The sequence below is a fragment of the Kitasatospora sp. NPDC057500 genome (genome assembly GCF_042802195.1).
Classification (GTDB): domain Bacteria; phylum Actinomycetota; class Actinomycetes; order Streptomycetales; family Streptomycetaceae; genus Kitasatospora.
The window spans coordinates 1-23830 of record NZ_JBHVER010000041.1 but is presented as its reverse complement, the minus strand read 5'-3'; the positions used below and the strand labels follow the sequence as shown (position 1 = coordinate 23830).

At 72.9% G+C, this 23830-nt stretch carries 24 protein-coding genes and 1 pseudogene; 2 read left to right on the top strand and 23 right to left on the bottom strand.

The genetic code is table 11. From position 1 onward, the window contains the following. Positions 1-18: 18 nt before the first annotated feature. The 5 genes from ACFU74_RS12170 to rpsB form a co-directional block, all read right to left on the bottom strand. Complete coding sequence (locus ACFU74_RS12170; protein ID WP_380755449.1) at positions 19-1161, bottom strand: phosphatidate cytidylyltransferase; 1143 nt, start codon at positions 1159-1161, stop codon at positions 19-21. Positions 1162-1406: 245 nt separating this feature from the next. Then, positions 1407-1964, bottom strand: coding sequence for a ribosome recycling factor (frr, locus tag ACFU74_RS12165; protein WP_380755447.1), 558 nt, complete (start codon positions 1962-1964; stop codon positions 1407-1409). Between the two features lie 96 nt (positions 1965-2060). Beyond that, positions 2061-2825 (bottom strand): UMP kinase, encoded by a 765-nt coding sequence (gene pyrH, locus ACFU74_RS12160; RefSeq protein ID WP_350568694.1) that lies wholly within the window; start codon positions 2823-2825, stop codon positions 2061-2063. Between the two features lie 261 nt (positions 2826-3086). Continuing rightward, on the bottom strand, positions 3087-3926 hold the full coding sequence (gene tsf, locus ACFU74_RS12155; RefSeq protein WP_380755444.1) for a translation elongation factor Ts: 840 nt from the start codon (positions 3924-3926) through the stop codon (positions 3087-3089). A gap of 129 nt (positions 3927-4055) precedes the next feature. Next, complete coding sequence (rpsB, locus tag ACFU74_RS12150) at positions 4056-4913, bottom strand: 30S ribosomal protein S2 (RefSeq protein WP_380755442.1); 858 nt, start codon at positions 4911-4913, stop codon at positions 4056-4058. Between the two features lie 516 nt (positions 4914-5429). On the opposite strand from rpsB, the pseudogene ACFU74_RS12145 reads away from it, so the two are divergent. After that, positions 5430-6065, top strand: a pseudogene (locus ACFU74_RS12145) (peptidoglycan DD-metalloendopeptidase family protein); the annotation flags it as partial. 136 nt (positions 6066-6201) lie between these two features. On the opposite strand, the gene ACFU74_RS12140 reads toward ACFU74_RS12145, so the two are convergent. From ACFU74_RS12140 to proS, 18 genes are all read right to left on the bottom strand, one after another. Further along, complete coding sequence (locus ACFU74_RS12140) at positions 6202-6774, bottom strand: TetR/AcrR family transcriptional regulator (protein WP_380755483.1); 573 nt, start codon at positions 6772-6774, stop codon at positions 6202-6204. 155 nt (positions 6775-6929) lie between these two features. Beyond that, on the bottom strand, positions 6930-7835 hold the full coding sequence (whiG, locus tag ACFU74_RS12135; RefSeq protein WP_380755481.1) for an RNA polymerase sigma factor WhiG: 906 nt from the start codon (positions 7833-7835) through the stop codon (positions 6930-6932). Between the two features lie 390 nt (positions 7836-8225). Then, positions 8226-9458, bottom strand: a complete 1233-nt coding sequence (dprA, locus tag ACFU74_RS12130; RefSeq protein ID WP_380755440.1) for a DNA-processing protein DprA — start codon at positions 9456-9458, stop codon at positions 8226-8228. Next, positions 9455-11218, bottom strand: coding sequence for a YifB family Mg chelatase-like AAA ATPase (locus ACFU74_RS12125; protein WP_380755438.1), 1764 nt, complete (start codon positions 11216-11218; stop codon positions 9455-9457). The genes dprA and ACFU74_RS12125 overlap by 4 nt, the downstream gene beginning before the upstream one ends. 1 nt (position 11219) lies before the next feature. Further along, positions 11220-11768 carry a YraN family protein gene (locus tag ACFU74_RS12120; protein WP_380755436.1) on the bottom strand — a complete coding sequence of 183 codons (549 nt, stop codon included), beginning with the start codon at positions 11766-11768 and terminating at the stop codon, positions 11220-11222. Between the two features lie 168 nt (positions 11769-11936). Beyond that, positions 11937-12263: a DUF2469 domain-containing protein gene (locus ACFU74_RS12115; protein ID WP_030056781.1), complete on the bottom strand. Its 327-nt coding sequence runs from the start codon at positions 12261-12263 to the stop codon at positions 11937-11939. Positions 12264-12318: 55 nt separating this feature from the next. Then, positions 12319-12792, bottom strand: a complete 474-nt coding sequence (locus ACFU74_RS12110; RefSeq protein WP_380755434.1) for an NUDIX hydrolase — start codon at positions 12790-12792, stop codon at positions 12319-12321. Between the two features lie 118 nt (positions 12793-12910). Beyond that, entirely contained in the window at positions 12911-13657 is a 747-nt protein-coding gene (gene lepB / locus ACFU74_RS12105; RefSeq protein WP_380755432.1) for a signal peptidase I, read from the bottom strand. Positions 13658-13805: 148 nt separating this feature from the next. Next, positions 13806-14810 carry a signal peptidase I gene (gene lepB, locus ACFU74_RS12100; protein WP_380755430.1) on the bottom strand — a complete coding sequence of 335 codons (1005 nt, stop codon included), beginning with the start codon at positions 14808-14810 and terminating at the stop codon, positions 13806-13808. 248 nt (positions 14811-15058) lie between these two features. Next, positions 15059-15817: a signal peptidase I gene (lepB, locus tag ACFU74_RS12095; RefSeq protein WP_380755428.1), complete on the bottom strand. Its 759-nt coding sequence runs from the start codon at positions 15815-15817 to the stop codon at positions 15059-15061. Between the two features lie 217 nt (positions 15818-16034). Further along, entirely contained in the window at positions 16035-16904 is an 870-nt protein-coding gene (gene lepB, locus ACFU74_RS12090; RefSeq protein ID WP_380755426.1) for a signal peptidase I, read from the bottom strand. A gap of 77 nt (positions 16905-16981) precedes the next feature. Continuing rightward, positions 16982-17332, bottom strand: coding sequence for a 50S ribosomal protein L19 (rplS, locus tag ACFU74_RS12085; RefSeq protein WP_063347674.1), 351 nt, complete (start codon positions 17330-17332; stop codon positions 16982-16984). 154 nt (positions 17333-17486) lie between these two features. After that, positions 17487-18305, bottom strand: a complete 819-nt coding sequence (gene trmD / locus ACFU74_RS12080) for a tRNA (guanosine(37)-N1)-methyltransferase TrmD (protein ID WP_380755479.1) — start codon at positions 18303-18305, stop codon at positions 17487-17489. Between the two features lie 200 nt (positions 18306-18505). Then, the gene (gene rimM / locus ACFU74_RS12075) at positions 18506-19054 is read right to left on the bottom strand and encodes a ribosome maturation factor RimM (protein WP_380755424.1); all 549 of its coding nucleotides are present in this window, start codon (positions 19052-19054) and stop codon (positions 18506-18508) included. 169 nt (positions 19055-19223) lie between these two features. Beyond that, positions 19224-19463 carry an RNA-binding protein gene (locus tag ACFU74_RS12070; protein WP_380755422.1) on the bottom strand — a complete coding sequence of 80 codons (240 nt, stop codon included), beginning with the start codon at positions 19461-19463 and terminating at the stop codon, positions 19224-19226. 2 nt (positions 19464-19465) lie between these two features. Beyond that, positions 19466-19894 (bottom strand): 30S ribosomal protein S16, encoded by a 429-nt coding sequence (gene rpsP, locus ACFU74_RS12065; RefSeq protein ID WP_344337896.1) that lies wholly within the window; start codon positions 19892-19894, stop codon positions 19466-19468. Positions 19895-20310: 416 nt separating this feature from the next. Next, positions 20311-20889: a hypothetical protein gene (locus ACFU74_RS12060; RefSeq protein ID WP_030306744.1), complete on the bottom strand. Its 579-nt coding sequence runs from the start codon at positions 20887-20889 to the stop codon at positions 20311-20313. Between the two features lie 450 nt (positions 20890-21339). Next, positions 21340-22752 (bottom strand): proline--tRNA ligase, encoded by a 1413-nt coding sequence (proS, locus tag ACFU74_RS12055; RefSeq protein ID WP_380755420.1) that lies wholly within the window; start codon positions 22750-22752, stop codon positions 21340-21342. Positions 22753-22950: 198 nt separating this feature from the next. Between proS and ACFU74_RS12050 the strand changes: the two genes are divergently transcribed. Next, a complete protein-coding gene (locus ACFU74_RS12050) occupies positions 22951-23766 on the top strand; it encodes a class I SAM-dependent methyltransferase (protein WP_380755418.1) in 816 nt (271 codons plus the stop codon). Positions 23767-23830 lie beyond the last annotated feature (64 nt).

The window sequence follows — 23830 nt, the reverse complement described above, 5'->3', positions numbered from 1 at the left end:
GTGCGCGGGGTGGCGGTCTCAGCTGCCGACGAAGGCCGCCAGCAGCAGCCAGACCACCGGCGCGGTCGGCAGCAGCGAGTCCAGCCGGTCCATGATGCCGCCGTGACCGGGCAGCAGCGTGCCCATGTCCTTGATGCCCAGGTCGCGCTTGATCATCGACTCGCCCAGGTCGCCCAGGGTCGCGGTGACCGCCGCGCAGCCGCCCAGGATCAGGCCCTGCCACCAGCTGCCGCCGTCGATGACCAGCTCCATCAGCAGCGCGCCCGCCAGCATCGACAGGCCGATGCCGCCGGCCAGGCCCTCGCGGGTCTTGCCCGGGCTGATCGTCGGCGCCAGCTTGGTCCTGCCGAACTTGTAGCCCACCGCGTACGCCCCGGTGTCGCTGCACACCGTGACGATGAGGAACAGCACGATCCGCTGCGGACCGTCGTCGGCCGCCAGCATCATCGCCACGAAGGTGGCGAGGAACGGGACGTAGAAGGCGGTGAAGATGCCCGCCGTTATGTCCCGCAGGTAGTTCTCCGGCGGCTCGGCCATCCGCCAGACCATCACCGCCAGCCCGGTGAGCGCCAGCGAGGCCGCCGCCCACTGGATCCCCGACCAGTAGCCGGTGGCGACCATCGCGATGCCGCCCGCGACCAGCGGCACCAGCGGCGCCTTGATCTCCTTGCGCTCGGCCAGTCGGCTGGTCAGCTCCCAGACGCCGACCGACACCGCCGCGATCACCACGACCAGGAACAGGGCCTTGACGACGAACAGCGAGGCGACGATCACCGCGCCGAGGCCGACGCCCACGCCTATCGCGGCCTGGAGGTTGCGGCCGCCGCGCTGTTTGCGCTGCGGCGGCTGAGGCTGCGGATCGGCCTGGGCCACGGGTGTCTCCTGCCCTGGGTGGGACGACGGCACGACGAAGGGCTGCCCCGCCGCCGGTCCGCCCGGCGCGCCGGGGCGCGGCCCGCCCGCGGGGGCGGGCGGCGGGGTGTCGTCGGTGATCGCGCGCAGCACGACCGTCTCCGACGCACCCGGCTCCGCCGCCCCGGGCTGCTCGTCGCGGAACAGCGGTCCGCTCAGCCGACCGGCCTCCCGGGCCGGCCCCTCGACGGGGTCGGCCCCGGGCGGGGGCACGGGCTGCGGGCCCGGGTCGGCCGGAACGGGAGGCATGACCTGAGTCTCCTCCGCGTCCGGGTCCCAGTACACCGGAGGCTGCTGGGAGTGACCCGTTCGGTGGCCGGGGTCGTTCGCACCGTACGGCGGACCGTACGGCCCGGGCTGCTGCGCCGGGTGCCCGGGTACGCCGGCAGCCCGCGCAGGGGCGGCGGGTCCCTGCGCAGGCTGGTACGGCGGGTACGGCTGGTACTGCTGGTCGGACGTGCCCCAGTAGCCAGGGGCGTCAGGGGCGTCGTTCATCAGACCTCGAGCAGCTCGGCTTCCTTGTGCTTCAGCAGCTCGTCGACGGAGGCCACGTACTTGGCCGTGGTGTCGTCGAGCTCCTTCTCGGCGCGGCGGCCGTCGTCCTCGCCGACCTCGCCGTCCTTGACCAGCTTGTCGATGGCGTCCTTGGCCTTGCGGCGCACGGCGCGGATCGAGACCTTGGCGTCCTCGCCCTTGCCGCGGGCGACCTTGATGAACTCGCGGCGGCGCTCTTCGGTGAGCTCGGGGAGCACGACCCGGATGATGGAGCCGTCGTTCGACGGGTTGACGCCCAGGTCGGAGTCGCGGATCGCCTGCTCGATGGCCTTCAGCGCGGTCTTGTCGAACGGCGAGACGACCGCCATCCGGGGCTCCGGCACGGAGAAGGACGCCAGCTGGTTGATCGGCGTCACGGCGCCGTAGTACTCCGCGACGATCTTGGCGAACATCGCCGGGTGCGCGCGGCCGGTGCGGATGGCGGCGAAGTCGTCCTTGGCGTGGGCGACGGCCTTCTCCATCTTCTCCTCGGCGTCGAGGAGGGTCTCTTCGATCACTGTGATCTCCCTGTCCGGTTCATCTGCGGTTGTTCCGACCGGTTTCGGCGGCGCGGCCTCGCGGCGGCGGCTCCGTCCGGTGCGGCTGGTTGCTGCTCAGGCCCGGACAGAATCCTGGCTGATGAGTGTGCCGATCTTCTCACTCTTCACCGCGCGCGCGATATTGCCCTCCGCGAGCAGCTCGAACACCAGCATCGGGAGGTTGTTGTCCTTGCACAGCGTGATCGCGGTGAGGTCGGCGACCTTGAGGTCACGCGCGATGACCTCGGAGTACTCCAGCGCGTCGAACTTGACCGCGTCCGGGTTGGTCCGGGGGTCGGCGTCGTAGACGCCGTCCACGCCGTTCTTGCCCATCAGCAGGATGTCGGCGTGGATCTCCAGGGCCCGCTGCACCGCGGTGGTGTCGGTGGAGAAGTACGGCATGCCCATACCGGCGCCGAAGATCACCACACGGCCCTTCTCCAGGTGCCGGACGGCGCGCAGCGGCAGGTACGGCTCGGCGACCTGGCCCATCGTGATGGCGGTCTGGACCCGGGTCTCGATGCCCTCCTTGACCAGGAAGTCCTGGAGCGCGAGGCAGTTCATCACGGTGCCGAGCATGCCCATGTAGTCCGAGCGGGCCCGGTCCATGCCGCGGACCTGGAGTTCGGCGCCGCGGAAGAAGTTCCCGCCGCCGATCACCACGGCGACCTCGGTGCCAGCGCGGACGACGGTGGCGATCTCGCGGGCGATCGCGTGCACGACGTCCGGATCGACGCCGAGCCCGCCGCCGCCGGCGAAGGCCTCACCGGACAGCTTCAGCAGCACCCGGCGGCGCGTGCCGTCGTGGGTGTCCTGCGCGGTCTCCTGCGTCTCCTGCATGGACTTCTCCTTCTACACCTACTGGTTCACAGGCGCGGACGTGCGGATCCCCGGCCTGCGCGTACACGCGAGGAGGCCACTGCCGCGGGAACCGGTTCGGTGTCCTGCACGGCAATGGCCTCCTCGTCGTTCATGCTGCCGACGCGGCTCGCCCATGGACGGATGGCGCTGGGTGAGCCCGTACGGCGCGTTCCCCACCGCCCTGGTCAGCGGGCGGGGGCGGTTTCCAGCCTACGGCCGGAAGCCCGGGTGGAACGTGGCTCAGGCGCCGACGCGGAAGCGGGCGAAGCGCTTGAGGGCGACGCCGTTCTCCTCGAGGACCTTGGCGACGGTCTTCTTGCTGTCCTTCGCGAAGGCCTGCTCCAGGACGGAGTGCTCCTTGACGAAGCCGGTGACGCGACCCTCGACGATCTTCGGCAGGGCGGCCTCGGGCTTGCCCTCCTCGCGAGCGGTGGCCTCGGCGACGCGGCGCTCGTTCTCGAGGTCCTCGGCCGGGATGTCCTCGCGGGACAGGTACTTCGGCGCGAAGGCGGCGATGTGCTGCGCGACGTCCTTGGCGACCTCGGCGTTCTCCTTGTCCAGCTCGACCAGGACGCCGACGGCCGGCGGCAGGTCGGGGCTGGTCTTGTGCAGGTAGACCGCGACGTAGCCGTCGCCGTCGAACTGCGCGAAGCGACGGAAGACGATCTTCTCGCCCAGGGTCGCGTTGGCCTCGTCGACGAACTGCTGGACGGTCTTGCCGGCCTCGATCTCGGAGGCGAGGGCGGCGTCCAGGTCGGCCGGGGCGGTGGCGGCGACGTGGGTGGCGATCGCGTCGGCGACCTGGACGAAGTTGTCACCCTTGGCGACGAAGTCGGTCTCGCAGTTCAGCTCGACCAGGACGCCGGACTTCTTGTCCTCGGCGATCAGCGCGGCGACGGCGCCGTTGGAGGCGTCGCGGCCCTCGCGCTTGGCAACGCCCTTCTGGCCCTTGATGCGAAGGATCTCGACGGCCTTCTCGACGTTGCCCTCGGCCTCGTCCAGGGCCTTCTTGCAGTCCATCATGCCGGCGCCGGTGAGCTCACGGAGCTTCTTGACGTCCGCGGCGGTGAAGTTCGCCATGGTGTGAATCTCTTCTCGCGTCTCGCGTGTCTGCGTGGGGTAGCACCGGGGCCGGTGGTTCGGCCCAGGCACGGGAGAGAGGGGCACCGACCGGTGTCGTACCGGCGGGTGCCCCTCACCCTTGGTACGTCAGGCCTGCTCGGCCGGAGCCTCGGCGGCCGGCGCCTCGTCGGCGGCGGGAGCCTCGGCGGCGGGGGCCTCGGCGGCCTTCTTCTCGCCCTCCAGGAGGTCCTTCTCCCAGTCGGCGAGCGGCTGGTCGGCGCCCGGCTCGGCCTTGACGTCGCCCTTGGCGACACCCGCGCGGGCCTTGAGGCCCTCGGCGACGGCGTCGGCGATCACGCGGGTCAGCAGGGTGACGGAGCGGATCGCGTCGTCGTTGCCCGGGATCTTGTAGTCGACCTCGTCGGGGTCGCAGTTGGTGTCGAGGATGGCGACGACCGGGATGTTGAGCTTCCGGGCCTCGCCGACCGCGATGTGCTCCTTCTTGGTGTCCACGATCCAGACGGCGCTGGGAACGCGCTGCATGTCGCGGATACCGCCGAGGGTCTTCTCCAGCTTGTCGTGCTCGCGCTGGAGGACCAGGAGCTCCTTCTTGGTGAGACCGGAGCCGGCCACGTCCGAGAAGTCGAGCTCGCCCAGCTCCTTGAGGCGCTGCAGGCGCTTGTAGACGGTCGAGAAGTTGGTCAGCATGCCGCCGAGCCAGCGCTGGTTCACGTAGGGCATGCCCACGCGGGTGGCCTGCTCGGCGATGGCCTCCTGGGCCTGCTTCTTCGTGCCGACGAAGAGGACGCTGCCGCCGTGGGCAACGGTCTCCTTGATGAACTCGAAGGCGCGGTCGATGTAGTTCAGCGACTGCAGGAGGTCGATGATGTAGATGCCGTTGCGCTCCGTGATGATGAAGCGCTTCATCTTCGGGTTCCAGCGGCGGGTCTGGTGACCGAAGTGGACGCCGCTCTCCAGCAGCTCCCGCATCGTGACGACGGCCATGGCCGTGCTCCTCAGGTGTTACGCCCGGCTCTGGCGCGACGGCGTCGCGGTCGGCGCACGGTGGCGCTCCCCGCTCGGCGCGTGCGAACGGCCGGGTCAGGCTCGGTTTGTCCGTGGCGGCCAGGTGACAGCCACGCCTGACGCCCCGAACGTGCCGAGCCGCTTCCACCCGGCGGTCCGGGGACCGGCCGGGCTCGGCGGACCGAGCGGCACTCGCACCTGGCGGGGGCGGCGGCGGAGCCGCTTCCGTCCACCGGTGGCGGGGCGTGCGAAGTCGACCCGGCGGACCGGGTCGCGTGTGAAGTGTACGGGAAGCGCCGAGCGCCGGGCGACTCCGCGGGCGGCGGGCGGCCGGGGAGACGCCTGGTCCGGGGCACCCGGACGGCCCCGTTGGGGCCGCGTCAACCCGGCGGGGTACACCCGTTCGAGGGACGGCCACCGTCCACAGGGGCCGGTTGTCCACAGGAACCGGGCAAGCGGTGGCGGGGCCGGCGCGGGCCGGGGAACCTCGGCGCCATGACTGGCATGACTGGCACGACTGGCGCGACTCGCGCGACTGCCCCTGCCGCCCGGGTTCCGGCCGGGCTGCGGCCCGGCCGACGGCTGCTGCTGGTGGTTCTGACTGTTCTGGTGGCTCTGGTCGCTCTGGTGGTGGTTCCGGTGATGCCGGGCGCATTGCTGCCGACGGGGTGGGGCGGGGTGCCCGCACACGCGGCGGGGCGTGGTGTTCGCGACGGCGGGGGTGGCGGGGGTGATGGGGAAAGCGGGGGTGGTGGCGGGAGTGGTGGGGGTGGTGGTGATGCCGGGAGCGGTGGCGACGGGCGGGCGTGGCCGGTGGACGGTCCGGGTGGCGGGCCGGGCGCCGTGGTCCACCGCTTCGAGACGCCGGCGCGGCCCTGGAGCGCGGGGCACCGGGGGGTCGATCTGGCCGCCGCGCCCGGCGCGGAGGTCCGGGCCGCGGCGCCCGGGGTGGTGACGTTCGCCGGACCGGTGGCCGGGCGGCCGGTGGTCACGGTCACCCATCCGGCGGCGGGCGCTCCCCCGGCCTTGCCACTGCGGACCACCTATCTGCCGGTCGACGGCACCGTCCCGGTCGGCACCGCGGTGGCGGCGGGCCGTGTGATCGGCCGACTCGCCGCCGGGGGCGGCCACTGCGCCGAGGGCGCCTGCCTGCACTGGGGCCTGCTGCGCGGGCGGCGCTACCTCGATCCGCCGGCCCTGTTCGGCACCGGCCGGGCCCGGCTGCTGCCGCTCACCGACCGGCTCCCGCAGGACCCGGCAGAGCGGATCAGCCCGGGCCGAGACCGTGCAGCGCGAGGGCGACGGCGGCGTCCGCGATCACCTCGGGGCTCTCGGCCCGGCCGCCCGCCGCCCGCTGCTCCGACTGGCGGACGGCCGCCTCGACGATGCCCTGCAGCAGCGCGGCGGCCAGCCGGGGCTGCTCGTGGCCGAGGTCCTCCAGGGCCTGGACCACCAGTCCGACCAGCGCACCGTGCGCCGCCCGGATGCGCTCACGGGCCGCGTCGTCCAGTTCCAGCGCGGAGATCGCGGCGACCGCCCGGTGGCGCGGGTCGGCGGCCAGGGCGAGCTGGCCGCGCACATAGGCCTCGATCCGCTCGGCCGCGGTGTCCCGGACCGCCATCCCGGCCTCGATCTCGGCGGCCCAGAGCGGGAAGTCGCTCTCGCAGAGCGCCTCGACCACGGCCGCCCGGGAGCGGAAGTACTCGTACACCGAGGACCGCGCGAGGCCCGTGCGCGCCGCGAGCGCGGGGAAGGTCAGGGCCTCCATGCCTCCCTCGGTGAGGAGACTGCGGGCAGCGTCGAGGAGGGCTGCCCGCTGCATCTGACGGTGCTCGGCCACACTGGCTGCTCGGATCTTCGGCACGCCCTCCACTGTACGGAGCCCTACATCCCACCGGTACGGTGCCGCGCACCTGCCCGATGCGGAGGGTTGTGTACCGGGGCGCGGGGCGCGGGCCGGGCGTACGCGGCGCACCCTCCCGGAGCCCTGGCCCGCTACCGGATGTCCGACAGCTTGGCGCGCAGCTGGAGCACCGACTTGGTGTGGATCTGGCTGACCCGGCTCTCCGTCACCCCGAGCACCTGGCCGATCTCGGCGAGGGTCAGGCCCTCGTAGTAGTAGAGCGTCACCACCGTCTTCTCCCGCTCGGGGAGCGTGTTCACGGCCTGCGCCAGCAGGCGGCGCAGCTCGCGGTCCTCGGCCACCTCGACCGGGTCGTCGGCGCCGTGGTCCTCCAGGGTGTCCATCAGGCTGAGCCGGTCGCCGCCCTCGCCCACGGGGTGCAGCAGCTCGTCGAGCGCCACCACGTTGGCGAGCGAGAGCTGGCTGAAGATGGCGTGCAGGTCCTCGATGGCGATGCCCATCTCGGCCGCCACCTCGGGCTCGTTCGGCGTCCGCCGCAGCCGGGCCTCCAGCGTCGCGTACGTCCGCTCGACCGCCTTCGCCTTCTGCCGCACGGAGCGCGGGATCCAGTCCAGCGCCCGCAGCTCGTCGATGATCGCGCCGCGGATCCGGCTGATGGCGTAGGTCTCGAACTTGATGGCGCGTTCGATGTCGAACTTCTCGATCGCGTCGATCAGCCCGAAGACCCCGGAGGAGACGAAGTCGGCCTGCTCGACGTTGGAGGGCAGGCCGACCCCGACCCGGCCCGCCACGTACTTGACGAGCGGTGAGTAGTGCAGGATCAGCTGCTCCCGCAGCCGCTGGTCGGCAGTCTCCTTGTAGGCGCGCCAGAGCTCCTCGAGCGCCGTGCGCTCCCGGGCGCCCGCCTCCCGGCGGAGGCCCGGCGCCTCGGCCTGCGCGGGGGCGCTCGGGTCTGCGGAAGCGCCGGGCGCGTCCGGACGGTCGTCGTGCGCCCCGGGGTGCGCCGGACGGCCGCCCTGCCGCGCGAGGGCCCCCATCCCGCCCGTGGCCTTGGACGGGAACTCGGTCACGGTGCGCCGCTCGGTGCGCGGCCCTCCCGAGGACCGGGCGCCACCGGTCACTCGGTGTCCGGGAATGTGTGTGGGCATACGTAGGTCTGCGCCGTTCTGCCGAGTCATGTGCTGATAGGGAAGGCAGGGCGAGCGTAGCGTGACCGACTCACTGCGCAGTGCTACCGCCACTCGGTCGTCCCCCGATCCGGTGGCGTTCGTGTCACCGCCCCGGGGTGGTGGAGGCGAACGCATCGGACGCCGGGCCCCGCCGCGCCCGCCCGCGCCGTCAACCGCCAGACCGCGCCGTCAACCGCCCGCCCGCCTCCCACTCGTCCGTGTGGTCGTCCCCGCGCCGTCCGCCGTCCGGCCCCGTGATCACCTCCTCCGCACCAGGCGCCAGTGCGCACCGTGCCGCTCGACGTGGCCCAGCGAGCCCAGCTCGTAGAGCCGCTGGAGCACCTCGTCCGGCGGGAGTCCGGACTGCCGGGCCAGCCGCTCCACTGGCGCGCCGTCCGGGGTGCCGGGCACCGCCTCCAGGACCCGGGCCGCCGCCGGCTCCAGGAGGTCACTGGGCAGCACCGGCCCACCGCGCTGCGGCGCCAGGTCCTCGCCGATCGCCCCGATCAGCTCGATGACCTCGGCGGCGTCGGTGACCACGGTCGCCGCTCCGCTGCGGATCAGGGCGTGCACCCCGGCGGACAGCTCCGAGGTCACCGGGCCGGGCACACCCATGGTGTGGCGGTTGAGGTCCCGGGCACGTCTGGCGGTGCTGAGCGCACCGCTGCGCAGCGCCGCCTCGACCACTACCGTGCCGCGGGTCAGCGCCGCGATCACCCGGTTGCGCAGCACGAACCGGAACCTGGTCGGGTGCTCCCCCGGCGGGAGTTCGCTCAGCAGCAGCCCCTGCTCCCCGATCCGGCGGATCAGCCCGGTGTTGCCCCTCGGGTAGGCCACGTCCACCCCGCAGGCGAGGACGCCGACGGTCGGGCCGCCGACCGCCAACGCACCCCGGTGGGCGGCCGCGTCGATGCCGTAGGCGCCGCCGGAGACGACCACCCAGCCCCGTTCGGCGAGCTGGGCGGCGAGGTCCCCGGCGATGTGCGCGCCGTAGGCCGTGCACGCCCGGGCGCCCACCACCGCGACCGAGCGCAGCGCGAGCAGGCGCAGCGAGCCGGTACCGACCACCCAGATGCCGGTGGGCCGGGTCTCGCCCAGGTCGTCCAGCTGGCTGGGCCACTCCGTGTCGCCCGGAATGATGAAGCGCCCACCGGCCGCCCGTACCCGTTCCAGGTCGGCGACCGGGTCGACGCCGGGCAGCCGGGCGCGGTAGGCCGCCAGCCGGGAGTCGTCCGGGCCGGGGCGCTGCGGTGCCGTGCCGTCCCGGATCGCCCGGACGACGTCGAGGGCGTCGGTGTCGGCGAGCCAGCGGCCGAGCGCGGCGTCCCCGGGTTCAGCGAGCCGGCTGAGCGCCGCCCGGGCGAGACGCTCGGGATCGGGGATCGGGGTGGGCGGGGGGTCGGGGTGGGGGTCGGGGCAGGGACCGGGCTGCGAGGCGGCCCCGGGGCCGGTGGGCGGGCCCTGGGGGAACTCGTTCACGGCGAGGTTCACGTGGCGGCCTCCTCGGGCTCGGGTTGCGGATCGGCCGTCCGACGCGCGGACCGGGGCCGGGGCGGGCGGCGCTCGGCCTTGGCGCCCGCCCCGTCGCCGGTCCGGTCAACGGCCCGGTCAACGGTCCGGTCCGGGACGGGGTCCGGGCGGCCGAAGAAGCGATCGGTGAGCGGGATCCCCTGTTCGACGCCGGTGCGCAGCACGAGGGCCGTCCGGATGTCGCGCTGTTCGGGGCGGTCGCGTCCGGCCAGGTCGGCGACCGTCCAGGCGACCCGCAGCACCCGGTCCAGGCCGCGGGCGGTCAGCAGGCCCCGTTCGAGCTGGCGCGCCGCGTCGTTCAGCGCGCCCGGCGCCAACTGCCAGCGGGTGCGCAACTCGTGGCCGGGGACCTCGGCGTTGGTCCGCCACGGGGTGCCGGTCAGCCGGGCCGCCGCGCGTCCACGGGCCGCCAGCACCCGGGCGGCGACCACCTTGGTGGTCTCCGCCGAGGTGTCGCGCTGCATCAGCTCGGCCCTGGTCACCGGGGCGACCTGGACCTGGAGGTCGACCCGGTCGAGCAGCGGCCCGGAGAGCCGCCCCTGGTAGCGGCTGACCATGGCGGGCGTGCACTCACAGCCCTCGCCCCGCCGCGAGTGGCGCCCGCACGGACAGGGGTTGGCGGCCAGGCAGAGCAGGAACCTGGCGGGCAGCCGCATCGATCCGGCCGACCGGGCGATCACCACCTCGCCCGATTCGAGCGGCTGGCGCAGCGCGTCCAGCACCCGGACGGGGAACTCCGGCGCCTCGTCGAGGAACAGCACACCCCGGTGGGCCAGCGAGACCGCACCCGGTCTCGGCAGCCCGCTGCCGCCGCCGACGATCGCCGGCATGGTGGTCGAGTGGTGCGGGGCGCAGTAGGGCGCGCGATCGACCAGCGGCCGCCCGGCCGGGAGCAGCCCCGCCACCGAGTGGACCGCGGTGACCTCCAGCGCCTCCTTCTGGGTGAGCGGCGGGAGCAGCGCCGGCAGCCGCTCCGCCAGCATCGTCTTGCCCGCGCCGGGCGGTCCCTTGAGGTAGAGGTGGTGACCGCCGGCGGCGGCGATCTCCAACGCCCGGCGGGCCTCGTACTGGCCGGCCACGTCGGCCAGGTCCATCCGGGCGGCCGCCTCGTCGGGCAGCCCGCGCACCCCCGCGCTGGGGAGCATTAGGCCCGCCATCAGCGGGTCGGGGTGCCCGCCGGGTCGGTCGGCGGGCTCCTCCGGTTCGGGGGCGCCGGTGAGGATCGCCATCAGCTGGCGCAGGCTGCGCACGCCGAGGACGGTCACCCCGGGGACCAGCTCGGCCTCGGCGGCGGTCTGGTCAGCGACCACGACCCGCCGGTAGCCGGCGTCGGCGGCGGCCAGCACCGACGGGAGCACCCCGCGCACCGGGCGCACCCGCCCGTCCAGTCCGAGTTCGCCGATGAGCAGCAGGTCGGCGATCGCGGAGGGATCGAGCCGCTCGGCGGCGGCCAGCACGGCGCAGGCCACCGCGAGATCGAAGCCGCTGCCGCTCTTGGGCACCGCGGCCGGGCTCAGCCCGACGGTCAGCTTCCGCTGCGGCCAGGCCTCGCCGCTGTTGACGACCGCCGCGCGCACCCGGTCGCGGGCCTCGGAGAGCGCCTTGTCGGGCAGGCCGACCAGGGTGAACGCCGCCACCCCGGGCTCCAGGTCGGCCTGCACCTCGACGATCACCCCGTCGACGCCGACCAGTGCCACGGAGCAGGTACGGGCGAAGGCCATCTCAGACCACCCCGCGCAGGTGGTCGACCGAAGCGGCGCCACGGGTCCGGTTGATGACGGCGACCAGGTCGATCCGGACGCCGCCGGGCGGGACGGGCGCCCACGGCGGGTCGGTGGCGCCGGGCCGGTATCCGGGGCCGGCCAGCCGGGCGAAGTGGCCGGGCCAGCGCTCGGCCATCCAGCGCTCGGCCAGTCGGCGCAGCCGGTCGGCCTTGGTCGGACCGATGGCCTCGCTGGGCTGCTGGAAGCCCCGCTCGGAACGGGTCTTGACCTCGCAGACCGCGACGGTGTCGCCGTCGAGGGCGACGATGTCCAGCTCGCCCTCGACGCAGCGCCAGTTGCGGTCGAGGATGCGCAGCCCGTCCTCGACGAGCCGACGGGCTGCGACCTGCTCGCCGTAGCGGCCGAGGCCGCTGTTGCTCGGCCGCTCCGGTCCCGGCGCGCCCGGCGGCGGGCCTTCCACGGGGGCCCGCGGCTTCCTCCGGCACGGCTGCCCGTCCGGCCGGGCCTTCGCGGTCTGCTTGCGCGTGGCGCGCTCGATCTCCTGCACGGTGACCACCTCCGCCGTGGAGGTTGCCGCGCACTGCGGGAGCGGACCAGGGAGTTGTTCTCCCCTGTGGAAAACTCGGGCCTGTGGATAACTCCTGTCACCCTCGGGAGTGATTATCCCGGAATACCCGAAATTCCCCTGGACATCAGGGGACCGGGCGGTCCAACGTCAGTTCCCGAAGCCGGACTCGTCCGAGGGCAGCTCCAGGTCGCTCTTCGCGAGTTCCTCGATGTTCACGTCCTTGAAGGTCAGCACCCGGACCTTGCGGACGAACCGGGCCGGCCGGTACATGTCCCAGACCCACGCATCCGCCATCGACACCTCGAAGAACACCTCGCCCTGCACCGAGTGCACCTGCAGCTCGTAGTCATTGGTGAGGTAGAACCGTCGCTCGGTCTCGATCACGTACTTGAACAGGCCGACGACGTCCCGGTACTCCCGGTAGAGCTTGAGCTCCATCTCGGTCTCGTACTTCTCGAGATCTTCGGCACTCATCCAGGCGTCCCCTCAACTTGTCACGTCCACCCATTGTGGACCACCGCGCTCACCCTCAGAGCCTGACCGGAGCGGCCGGCGGCCCCTCGGCCAGCAGCCGCTCCAGAAAGTCCACCAGTCCGACCGGATAGACCGTCTCGGCAGTGGCCCGCAATTCCCCGACCGTCCACCAGCGCGCCCCGAGCAGCTGGGCGTGTTCGTCCTCGCCCATGTCCGAGTGGTCCAGCACCGTCTCCTCGGTGCGGGCCAGGTGGAACCACTGCTCCTGCTCGTAGCGCCGCCCCCGATAGGAGAACGAAGCCTTGCCGTACGCCACCACCGGTCCCAGCTCCACGCCGCGCAATCCGGTCTCCTCCCGGAGCTCGCGCTCGGCGGCGTCCCGGACGTCCTCCCCCGGCTCCAAGCCGCCGCCCGGGGTGAACCACCAGGTCACGCCGGGAACCGCCGGGTCCGAGCCGTGGAAGAGCAGCAGCCGGTCCTGCCCGTCGAGCAGCAGGATCCGCGAAGCCCTGCGCCGCTGTGCCGCCATGACGAGCCTCCACGCTCCCTTCGTCCGCCCCGGTCGCTCCCCCGATCCTGCCACCCGGCGCGGTCGTCCGGGGCGAGGTTGGGCAGAGCGGTACCGGCTCGGACCGCGCCGACCGGGATCAGGTCGCGCGGCGACGGCGCACCAGGCCCGCCACTCCGCCCACCGCGCTGGTCACGAGGATCGTCGCCGCGCCTACAACGCACGCCCCGAACGCGGGCTCCAGCGGTCCCGGGCCGACCGGACGGCTCCCGTCGACGGCCTCGAACGCCGTGGTGCCGGCCAGCAGGCCCGCCCTGCCGAACGGAAGCACGGTGGCCTCGACCCGGGCCTCCACCTCGGCGGCCGGGACGGTCCCGCCGTCGACCTCCAGGTGGACGCGGGAGTCGAGCGAGCCGAGCCGGTTGTCGCCGAGCAGGAAGAGACGGCCGGGCGGAACCTCCACGCTGAAGGCGGCGCCCTGGGCGCCCTGTGCCTGGAGGTAGGGCTCGTCGACCGGCCTGCCGTTGACGGTCAGCCGCTGGTCGCCGGTCCCGACCGCGACGGTGTCCCCGCCGACCGCGACCACCCGCTTCACCATGAGTCGGCCGCCCCAGGCCTGGTCACGGAAGACCACCACGTCACCTCGCCGGACGTCCGCCCCGTCGGTCCTCCGGGCCAGAACGGTGTCCCCGGCCTGGACGGTGGGCGCCATCGAGGCGGTCGGGACACCGTACGGCCGGTAGGTCGCGGCGATCACCGCGAAGCCGCCGATCAGCAGGACGAGCCCGAGGCCGAGCAGCACGCCCTGGACCACGGCCCCGGGGGCGCGTCGGCGGCGGGCGGCGGACGGCTGATCGCCGGCCGACAGTTCCACGACACTGCTCATCGACACCGTCCAACCCCTGACCGACCCGGAAAGACCCACGGCGGCGCGCCGGGGCCAGGGGCGGAAAACCCGGCGGGCCGTGGCACGTCCGAGCAGATTACTCGTCGGTACCACGGCCCGCGCAAGACCCGGGAGCCCCCGGCAGTGGTCAGGACCGCCGGTCGCGGTCCTGCCGGTTCCGCAGCCGGCGGACCAGCGGGAGCAGGGCGACGGCACCCACGGCACCGGCTGCGGCCGGCACCGCCGGCACGGCCGCCGCCAGGCCCTTCTGGTCGAAGGTGTCCGGCACCGGCAGCGTCGACCAGCGGTTGACCGGCCAGGCCACCACGAAGGCACGCCCGATCACATCGTCCACCGGAACGGCGCCGCCGCCCGGCTGGTCCATGTGGAAGCGCGAGTCGAGCGAGTCCGCGCGGTGGTCGCCCATCACCCAGATCCGGCCGTCGGGGACCTTCAGCGGGCCGAACGGCTTGGTCCCGCACGGGGTGTTGCCGGGGTAGACGTACGGCTCGTCGAGCGCGATCCCGTTGACCTTCACCGGGCCCTCGCCCTCGCACTCGACGGTGTCCCCGCCGACCGCGATGACCCGCTTGATGAGGTCCTTCTCGTTGTCGGAGGGCATCAGACCGACGAAGCTCAGCACGTTCTGGACACCGCGGACGAAGGAGTTGCTGCTCTCCTGGGTGGGCTCGTCGGCCAGCCAGCCGCCCGGATCGTGGAACACCACGACCTCGCCGCGCTCGGGCTCGGCACCGAACCACGGGGTGAGCTTGTCCACCAGGACCCGGTCACCGACCTGCAGCGTGTTCTGCATCGATTCCGACGGAATGGAGAACGCCTGGACGAAGAACGTCTTGATCACCAGCGCCAGGACGAGGGCGATGCCGATGAGGATCGGCAGCTCCTTCCAGAACGAACGCGGCTTGCGCTCGTTCCGCTGCGGCTGCTCCTCGGTACCGTCCGCCGGTCCGGAGTCTCCCGGGAGGGGCGGCGGGGCATCACCCGTGCCGTCGCCGTGCCCGTCCGAGGACTGGGCCGCCGCCTCCTCGGCCGAGGCCGAGGGCGTCACGGCATCCGCGGACCGGGCCGCCCGGCCGCCGGGGCCCTCGGGCTCGCCGGCGCCTGAGCGGGCGCCGATCACCAAATCCCCCACAACGTCTCCTCCCTGCTGTGCGGACGCCCGTGCGCCCGCGCTCAGAGTGCCGCACAGCGGGCACCACGCTCCACCACCGACCGCACCCGCCAGGACCGGCCCCGGACGGGTCCGACTGACACTCGCACAGCCTTCGGGTACGACCCCTCGTCACGAGCCCGGCCGCACCCAGCACTTCTCTATCACTCCCGGGCATCCGGCTCGCGGTCCCACACGCGCGGTCCGGCCGGCGGCCGGGCCGCCCGGGCCTACAGCCGGTCCCGTCCCGCCCGGCGGCCGATGAGCGGAAGGATGCCCAACACACCCATAACGAGCGGAGGTTCCTCAGGAACCGGCCCGCCGCCCGCCGAACCCGGCGCGGTTCCGCCGCCCGCCGGAGCCCGCGCCACCGAGGAGAGTGAAACCGGCACCTCAAGTTGATGAACCCGGCCCGGCGGCCACGCGATCATGAACGCCCGCCCCACCACATCGCTCACCGGGATGGTGCCCTGCCCCGGATTGCCCATGTGGAAACGGGAATCGGCGGAAACATCGCGGTGGTCACCCATCACCCAGAGCCGCCCCTGTGGCACCTCCACCTTGAACGGCTGCCGGGACGGCGGATTGCCCGGCGCCAGGTAGGGCTCGTCCAGCGGCTTGCCGTTGAGGCTGACCCGGCCCTGCTCGTCACAGCACTCGACGGTGTCGCCGCCGACCCCGATCACCCGCTTGATGAGGTCCTGCTCGTTGTCGGAGGGCAGCAGCCCGACGAAGGTCAGCACCTGCTTGGCCCCGCGCAGGACCGGCCCGTCCGCCGAGGGCCCGGGCGCGCCCTCCAACCAGCCGCCCGGGTCCTTGAACACCACCACCTCGCCGCGCTCCGGCTCGGACCCGAACCAGGGGGTCAACTTGTCCACCAGCACCCGGTCCCCGATCTGGATGGTCTGCTCCATCGAGCCGGAGGGGATCATGAAGACCTGCACCAGGAAGGTCTTCATCACCAGCGCCACGATCAGTGCGACCACCACGATCAGCGGGATCTCGCGCAGCCGGGAGCGCCTGCGGCGACGGGCGGCCCGGCGGGCGCTGCGCCGGCGCTCGGCGCGCCCGCGCAGCGCGGGAGCCGGGGCAGCGGGATCGGCGAGATCGGCGAGATCGGCGGGGACAGGGTCGGTGGCAACCTCCGCAGCAGACTCGGCGGCAGGTCCGGCAGGTCCGGCAGGCGGACGGTCGGCGAGCCGCCCCCTACCTCTGGTCCCCATGGCCACCGGTCCCCCCTGTCGCGGCAAAGGCCGCCGGCCGGTCGACGGTGGTCCAACGCCCGACCGGGTAGACCACCCAGGCGGCCCGGCCGATCACCTTGGACTCGGGGACGAACCCGCCGCCGGGGTCGCCGAGGTGGTCACGGGAGTCCCGGGAGGCACTGCGGTGGTCGCCCATCACGAAGAGCTTGCCGGGCGGCACCACCACGTCGAAGGCCACGGCGGACGGCTCGTCCCCGGGGAACAGGTAGCCGGACTCGTCGACCGGCACGCCGTTGACGGTGAGCGGGTGGCCCGGTCCGGCGCTGGTCACCCGGTCACCGCCGAGCCCGATCACCCGCTTCACGTAGACCGAGTCACCGGCCGGGACCAGCCCGATGTCACGGCCGAAGGAGCGCAGCGAGGTCCAGAGGCCGGGGCGCTCCAGCGGCTTGCGCAGAAAGGAGCCCGTACCGTCGAACACCACCACGTCACCGCGCTGCGGATGGCCGCCGAAGGCGTAGGACAGCTGGTTCACCACCAGCCGGTCGCCCGGGCGCAGGGTGTTCTCCATCGACCCGGAGGGCACCGAGAACGGGCGCGCCACGAAGGCGTTCACCAGCAGCAGCGCGAGCAGGCAGATCCCGGCGAGCAGCAGCAGGTCCCGCGAGCGCGAGCGCCCATCCTCGGGCTCCGCGCCTTCGCAGTCGCCCTCGCAGTCACCCCGGCAGCCGCAGTCGCCCTCGCGGTCGCCCTCGTCCCCGGGGTCTTCCGCCGGAGCCGCCGCGGAAACGACCGCGGACCGCGTCGGCGAGTCCGCACCGGTGGGTGCGGGACGGCCGTCGCGGTCCGCGGGTGGTTCGTGCGTGCTCATCGGAGGCTGAGCTTACCGTGCGGCAGCCCGGCCCCCCAGAGCGATCCGATCCCCCGGCAGCGCCGGGGGCCGGTGGATCAGCGGTCGCGCTTCTCCTTGATCTTCGCGGCCTTGCCGCGAAGGTCACGCAGGTAGTACAGCTTGGCGCGGCGAACCGCACCGCGGGTCACGACCTCGATCTTCTCGACGACCGGGGTGTGCACCGGGAAGGTGCGCTCGACACCGACGTTGAAGCTGACCTTGCGAACGGTGAAGGTCTCACCGACGCCGGCGCCGTGGCGGCGGATGACGACGCCCTGGAAGACCTGGACACGGGAGCGGTTGCCCTCGATGACCCGGACGTGAACCTTCAGGGTGTCACCGGCGCGGAACGCCGGGATGTCGCTACGCAGCGAGGCCGCGTCGACAGCAGCGAGCTTGTTGCTCATGTTGCTCTCCATCGCAGGCGCCACGGGCCGCCCACGGAAGTCGTCACAAATGGGGTCTGCTGCGGGCCGCACCGGCTACCGGCGATCCCCCCGTGGCGGGGGCGCCGAACCACGTGACCCCTACGGGAGGAGCCCAGCGACAGACAGCAGCGGCCTATTCTTCCACATCACCGGCCGCGGACCGAAATCGGCCGAGCCCCTCGTCCCAGGCGAGGCCGAGCACCGAGAGCGCCGCGTGGTCCTTCTTGTCGAAGTCCGCGTGCCGCCAGCGCGCCACCAGGTCCGGCCGGTTGGCCAGGGTGCGGGAGAAGGCCTGATCGCGGCGCCAGCGGGCGATCCTGCCGTGGTTCCCGCTCAGCAGGACGTCCGGCACCGTGCGGCCGCGCCACTCGGCGGGCTTGGTGTAGACCGGGCCTTCCAGCAGGTCGGCCATCGCGCCGGGCGCGAAGGAGTCGTCCCGGTGGGACTCGGCGTTGCCGAGCACTCCGGGCAGCAGCCGGGCGATCGCCTCGACCATGACCAGCACGGCGACCTCGCCGCCGGCCAGCACGTAGTCACCGATCGACGCCTCGACCACCGGCATCCGGGTGGCCGCCTCCTCGATCACCCGCCGGTCGATGCCCTCGTACCGGGCCGGGGTGAACGCCAGCCACGGCCGGCCGGCCAGCTCCTGCGCGAGTTCCTGGGTGAACGGCCGGCCGCTGGGAGTGGGTACCACCAGGGTCGGCACCTCCCCCGCCGGCCCGGCGGCGAGCACCGCGTCGAGGGCCTCGCCCCACGGCTCGGGCTTCATCACCATGCCCGGGCCACCGCCGTACGGACTGTCGTCGACGGTCCGGTGCACGTCGTACGTCCAGTCGCGCAGGTCGTGGACGTGCACGTCGAGCTGGCCGCGGGCGCGCGCCTTGCCGACCAGCGAGATGTCCAGCGGCTCCAGGTACTCGGGGAAGATCGACACGACGTCGATCCGCATCCCGTGCCGCACGGCGGTCGCCCCGGCCCCGACGGTCTCGGCGGTCTCGGCGGCTTCAACGGCACCGACGCTCTCGACGGCCCGGCCGACCTGGACGGCCCCGACGGCCCCGACGGCCTCGGCGGCCTCAACGGTCTCAGCGACCACCGGAGCCTCCCCGGCCGTCACGGCGTCGCCGGCGGCCACGGTCTCCTCGGAGCTCACTGCGGCTCCTCCCCGGTGCCCGCGACCTCGGCCCGGTCCGGGTCGATCAGCCCGGCCGGCGGGTCGATGACGGCGCGCTGGTTCTCCAGGTCGATGGTCGGCACGATCCTGGAGACGAAGGGCACCAGCACATCCGTCCCGTCCGCCTTCCTCACGGTGAGCAGGTCCTGGTAGGGCAGGTGGATCACCTCGGTGAGCTCACCCACCGGGGTGCCGTCGAGCAGCACCACGTCCAGGCCGATCAACTGGTGGTCGTAGTACTCCTCCGGGTCCTCCGGACGCTCCTCCGGGTCGACCTCGGCGATCAGGAGGGTGCCGCGCAGCGCCTCGGCGGCGTTGCGGTCCTTGACGCCGGCGAACCGCAGCAGCAGCCGCCCGCTGTGCACCTTGCCGGACTCGACGGTCAGCGGACCGGCCGAGGCCGGGTCGGTGAGCAGGACCGCACCGGGGCCGAGCCGGAGCTCGGGTTCGTCGGTGCGAACCTCGACGCTGACGTCCCCCCTGATGCCGTGGGCGCGGCCGATCCTGCCGACGACGAGCTGCACGGTGATCGTTCTCCTGGATGAGTGCTGCGGAGTGTTACGAAGTGCTGTTGGATGCAGCGAAGCGCTGTGTGGACGCTGCGAGGGTGCCGGTGAGAACGGCGAAGGCCGGCCGGGACGACATGCGTCCCGACCGGCCTCGAAAACCCTGACGGCTGAACGAGCAGCCTGGTCAGCGAATGTTGTCCACGTCGACCAGGTCGACGCGGACGTTGCGACCGCCGAGGGCGCCGACCACGGTGCGCAGGGCGCGCGCCGTGCGGCCACCCCGGCCGATCACCTTGCCGAGGTCATCGGGGTGCACCCGCACCTCGATGGTGTTGCCCCGACGCTGGTTGCGCGAACGCACCTGCACCTCGTCGGGGTGCTCGACGATGCCCTTCACCAGGTGGTCGAGGGCGTCCTCGATCACGCTCAGGCCTCGGCGGCGGCGTCGGCCTCGGCCTCGGCCTTGTCCGACTTCTTGGCCTTCGGGGTGATGGCGACACCGGTGGTGGCGTCCTCGAAGCCGGCGACGGCCTTGGCGAACAGGTGCGAGAAGTCCTCGACCTTCGGCTCGGCGACCTTCAGCGGCTCCGGAGCCGGCAGGCCCTTGAACTTCTGCCAGTCGCCGGTCAGCTTCAGGATGGCGAGCACCGGCTCGGTCGGCTGGGCGCCGACGGACAGCCAGTACTGGGCGCGGTCGCCGTCGACCTCGATCTTCGAGGGGTTGTAGGTCGGCTGGTAGATGCCGATCTCCTCGATCGCGCGACCGTCACGCTTGGTGCGGGCGTCGGCGACGATGATGCGGTAGTGCGGGGAGCGAATCTTGCCGAGACGCTTCAGCTTGATCTTGACTGCCACGGGAGTGGAATCTCCTGGTGTTGACGTGGGTGAGCGGCCTCGCCCTCGCGTGGGGTTGCGCGGTGGGCCGTTCAAGGGACACGCCAGCCGAAGGAGAGAGGGGTCCTGCCCGGCTGCCGAGTACTCAGCGGTCCATTCTGCCACACGGGGCGCCGACCCCCGAAAACAGGTCGACCGGGAGCCCCCGCTCCCGGTCAGCCCAACACGCACCTACGCGGTGCACCTCACTGGCGAATCATCGATGGATCTGGTGGATCTGGTGGATCTGGTGGACCATGCGGATCCGTACTGGATCCCGTGCCGGCTCGCTACTGGGTCGCCCCGGCCGGGCCACTGCCCGCAAAGCCGCCCGCCGGTTCCCCTCGGTTCCCCGAGCCGTGAGGCTCCCCGAGTCGTGCGACGCGTCGCGAGCCGGACTACGCGATCTTGAACGGCTGCTGGCACGCACCGCAGACGATGGACGCCTGCGCGAGCACCGACGGCACGACCCGGACGTTGCGCCCGCAGCCGCAGACCGCCTTGACCCGGACGCCGCCCCCGGAGGAGCCGTGCCGCGCCGCCGGACCGCGGAAGGCGCGCGAGGCCCCTTCACCGGCCACCGCCTCCTGGTGCGCGCCGAGGGCGCGATCCAGGCGTTCGATGGTCTCGGCGTACCGCTCGCGGGTCTCCTTGAGCATGGTCACCTGGGAGAAGCCGCTACTGGCGTGCGGTTCGACCGGGTGCGCCAGGCCCAGCTCGGAGGCCAGGAGCAGGAAGCGCCGGTTGTGGTAGCGGCCGGCCCGCGAGGTGTCCCGGATGTCCCGGGCCGCGGCCAGACCATGGGCAGCCTCGTGGAGGAGCCGCTCGAAACCGAGCCGGGTGCCACAGGCCGAGGAGGACTCGCCGATCAACGCCTCGGGCGAGGCGAGGTCGGGGAGGTCCTGGTGGTAGGCCTGGATGTCACTCCAGGCGGCGGCCAGTTCGGCCGCGAGAACGAGGGGCTGTGTCGTGCTCACGCTAGACCAACGATGGAGTAGGAGCCGATGTTCCGCGTGTTCCGGTTCCCCGGGAATTCCCAGGAACCTCTCAGGAATGTGCGACTACGCGCGAAATGCGCGTTCCGGATCTGACGCAAGACCAACCCCCTGCCGGTTTGGGCCCGCCGCCACGGCGGGCGCCTCGTCATTTCCGTCCGGGGGCGGGCTGTCGCCCCCAGGACGTACGGCCCGTGGTCCTGTCGAGTTGACAGGGCCACGGGCCGTACACCGTACCGCTATTCCGTTAATACCGGCAGTTGACCGGCCAGTAGGGATGTCGGTATGTGAGACATGCGCGGAACAAGGCCGGTCACCGGACGTACGAATTTCCCGTCAGGCAGGTCGACAACCGTCAGAACGCGTCACCGCACCTCGATTTACGGCGACATCCTTCGTGATCGTCCCGCATCCGGGAAGTCCACCGAACGGTCAGTAGGCGCGCGCGACGAGCGCGACGTTGCCCTCCTGGTCGTCCGTCTGCGGCACCGATCCGTCGGCGGCCACGATGCAGCGCACCGAGACGCCCTGCTCGGCCAGCTTGGCCTCGCCCTCCGCGCCCAGCTCGGCCCAGGAGATCCGGCCCCAGCCGGTGGCGGCGGCCTCGACGGCCTCGTCGATGGTCTTCACGTCGACCGTGCGGGTCTCGCGGCGCTCGCGCGACTGACGCAGCAGCAGGGCCTGGTCCTCCTCCAGGATCCCGGGGACGGTCGCGGCCAGGCCGTCGATCGAGACCGGCTCCTTGCCGCCCGGGATCCGGCGGGCCAGCATCGCGGTGCCGTTCTCCAGGTCGCGCGGGCCGACCTCGATGCGCAGCGGGACGCCCTTGAGCTCCCAGTCGACGGCCCGGCGGCCGAACGGGGTGTCGGTGCGGTCGTCGACGACCACCCGGACACCGGCGGCCTCCAGCGCGGCACCGATCTCACGGACCTTGGCGATCACCGCGTCGTCGCCCTTGATGGCCAGGACCACGGCCTGGACGGCGGCCAGCCGCGGCGGGACGCGCAGACCGCTGTCGTCGCCGTGGGACATGATCAGGCCGCCGACCATGCGGGTCGAGACGCCCCAGGAGGTCTGCCAGACGTACTCGCGCTCGGCGCCCTGCAGCTGGTAGGTGGTGTTGAACGCCTTGGCGAAGTTCTGGCCCAGCTCGTGGCTGGTGCCCATCTGCAGCGCCTTGCCGTCGCCCATCATGCCCTCGAGGGTGAGGGTGTTGATGGCGCCCGCGAAGCGCTCCTTGGCGGTCTTGCGGCCGAGCACGACGTCGATGCCGAGCACGTTGGTCATGAAGTCGCCGTAGACCTGGGTGTGGATCATCGACGCGTAGTCGCGGGCGTCCTCGTAGGTGGCGTGGGCGGTGTGGCCCTCCTGCCAGAGGAACTCGGTGGTGCGCAGGAAGACGCGCGGGCGCAGCTCCCAGCGGACCACGTTGGCCCACTGGTTGATCAGCAGGGGCAGGTCGCGGTGGCTCTGCACCCACTTCGAGAAGTACTCGTTGATGATCGTCTCGGAGGTCGGCCGGACCACGACCGGCTCGTCGAGCTGCTTGCCGCCGCCGTGCGTGACCACCGCGAGCTCGGGGGCGAAGCCCTCGACGTGCTCCGCCTCCTTGGTCAGGTAGGACTGCGGGATGAACATCGGGAAGTAGGCGTTCTGGGCGCCGGCCTTCTTGATCCGGGCGTCCATCTCCTGCTGCATCCGCTCCCACAGACCGTAGCCGTACGGTCGGATGACCATGGTGCCGCGCACCGGACCGTTGTCGGCCAGCTCGGCCTTGTTGATGAGGTCCTGGTACCAGCGCGGGAAGTCTTCCGCCTGGGGGGTGAGAACGGGTGCCTTAGCCATGGGCGAATCGTACGGGGAGCGGGCCCCCGACTTCGAATCCGTTCCCCCCGCGGCCCGCCCGGGGGCGCACGACCCCGACACGCGCGCACCACCCCGCACCCCTCTGGACGCCGCGCCCGAGCCGCTGTTCGCTGGAGTGGGGGCGGGACGTCGAGGGGGGCCGGAGCAGCACACCGAAGGACCGGATGGGAGGCCGCGATGGCTTCAGCGCGGGTGACCGGCACGACCGCAGCACCCCCCGGCGCAGGGCGGACCGCCGCCCGGGCCCGGGACTGGGCGGAGATCCAGGAGCGGATGCTGGTGCCGCTCTACGAGGCCGTCCACGACCGACTGGAGGTCGGCCCGGCGACCAGCGTGCTGGGCCTGGGCTGCCGCTCGGGCCTGGCCCTGCTGCTGGCCGCCGGCCGGGGCGCGCAGGTGGCCGGGCTGGAGCCCGACGACGAGTTGCGCGGGCTGGCCGCGGAGCGCCGGCTCCCGGTCCGCGCGCACCACCGGCCGGGGGCGGACGTCGCCCGCTCGGCCTACTCGCTGGTCACGGTTTTCGAGCAGCCGCCTCCGGGCACCGAGCCGCGCCGTACGGTGGCCGCGGCGGCCCGGCTGGTCCTGCCCGGCGGGCACGTGGTGCTGGCCGCCTGGGGGCCCCGGGAGCGCTGCGAGAGCGCGGCCGTGCTGGACGTCGCCCGGCGGATGGCCCGGCGCAGCGCGGCGCGCGACCCGTTCGAGCTGAGCCCGCCCGGCGCGCTGGAGGACCTGCTCGCCGGGACCGCCCTGCGCCCGGCCGGCGGCGGCCGGGTCGGCTGCCCGTTCGCCTACCCCGACTTGGAGAGCGCGCTGCGCGGGCTGCTCGCCACCGGGCTGTACGACGCGGCGGCGGAGTTCTCCGGGCCGGCGCTGGTGGCCAAGGAGCTGGAGGAGTCGCTCCAGCCGTACCTGCGGCCGGACGGCTCGGTGCGGATGGCGAACGTCTTCCGCTACCTGATCGCCGAACGGCCCCGCCGAGGAGGCCCCCGCTGACGACGCCCCGCTGACGACGCCCCGCTGACAACGCCCCCGCCGGGGAGGGGCGCGCGCCACCACC

Excerpts from the sequence above, each read along its gene's own strand:
- tsf (WP_380755444.1), bottom strand. The coding sequence starts at position 3,926 with ATGGCGAACTTCACCGCCGCGGACGTCAAGAAGCTCCGTGAGCTCACC.
- ACFU74_RS12110 (WP_380755434.1), bottom strand. The coding sequence starts at position 12,792 with ATGGCGGCACAGCGGCGCAGGGCTTCGCGGATCCTGCTGCTCGACGGG.
- trmD (WP_380755479.1), bottom strand. The coding sequence starts at position 18,305 with ATGCGGATCGACGTCGTGTCGATCTTCCCCGAGTACCTGGAGCCGCTG.
- ACFU74_RS12115 (WP_030056781.1), bottom strand. The coding sequence starts at position 12,263 with ATGAGTGCCGAAGATCTCGAGAAGTACGAGACCGAGATGGAGCTCAAG.
- ACFU74_RS12125 (WP_380755438.1), bottom strand. The coding sequence starts at position 11,218 with ATGGCCTTCGCCCGTACCTGCTCCGTGGCACTGGTCGGCGTCGACGGG.
- lepB (WP_380755432.1), bottom strand. The coding sequence starts at position 13,657 with ATGAGCAGTGTCGTGGAACTGTCGGCCGGCGATCAGCCGTCCGCCGCC.
- ACFU74_RS12050 (WP_380755418.1), top strand. The coding sequence starts at position 22,951 with ATGGCTTCAGCGCGGGTGACCGGCACGACCGCAGCACCCCCCGGCGCA.
- whiG (WP_380755481.1), bottom strand. The coding sequence starts at position 7,835 with ATGGGGGCCCTCGCGCGGCAGGGCGGCCGTCCGGCGCACCCCGGGGCG.
- ACFU74_RS12170 (WP_380755449.1), bottom strand. The coding sequence starts at position 1,161 with ATGCCTCCCGTTCCGGCCGACCCGGGCCCGCAGCCCGTGCCCCCGCCC.
- pyrH (WP_350568694.1), bottom strand. The coding sequence starts at position 2,825 with ATGCAGGAGACGCAGGAGACCGCGCAGGACACCCACGACGGCACGCGC.
- rpsB (WP_380755442.1), bottom strand. The coding sequence starts at position 4,913 with ATGGCCGTCGTCACGATGCGGGAGCTGCTGGAGAGCGGCGTCCACTTC.
- proS (WP_380755420.1), bottom strand. The coding sequence starts at position 22,752 with ATGGCTAAGGCACCCGTTCTCACCCCCCAGGCGGAAGACTTCCCGCGC.
- rplS (WP_063347674.1), bottom strand. The coding sequence starts at position 17,332 with ATGAGCAACAAGCTCGCTGCTGTCGACGCGGCCTCGCTGCGTAGCGAC.
- lepB (WP_380755426.1), bottom strand. The coding sequence starts at position 16,904 with ATGAGCACGCACGAACCACCCGCGGACCGCGACGGCCGTCCCGCACCC.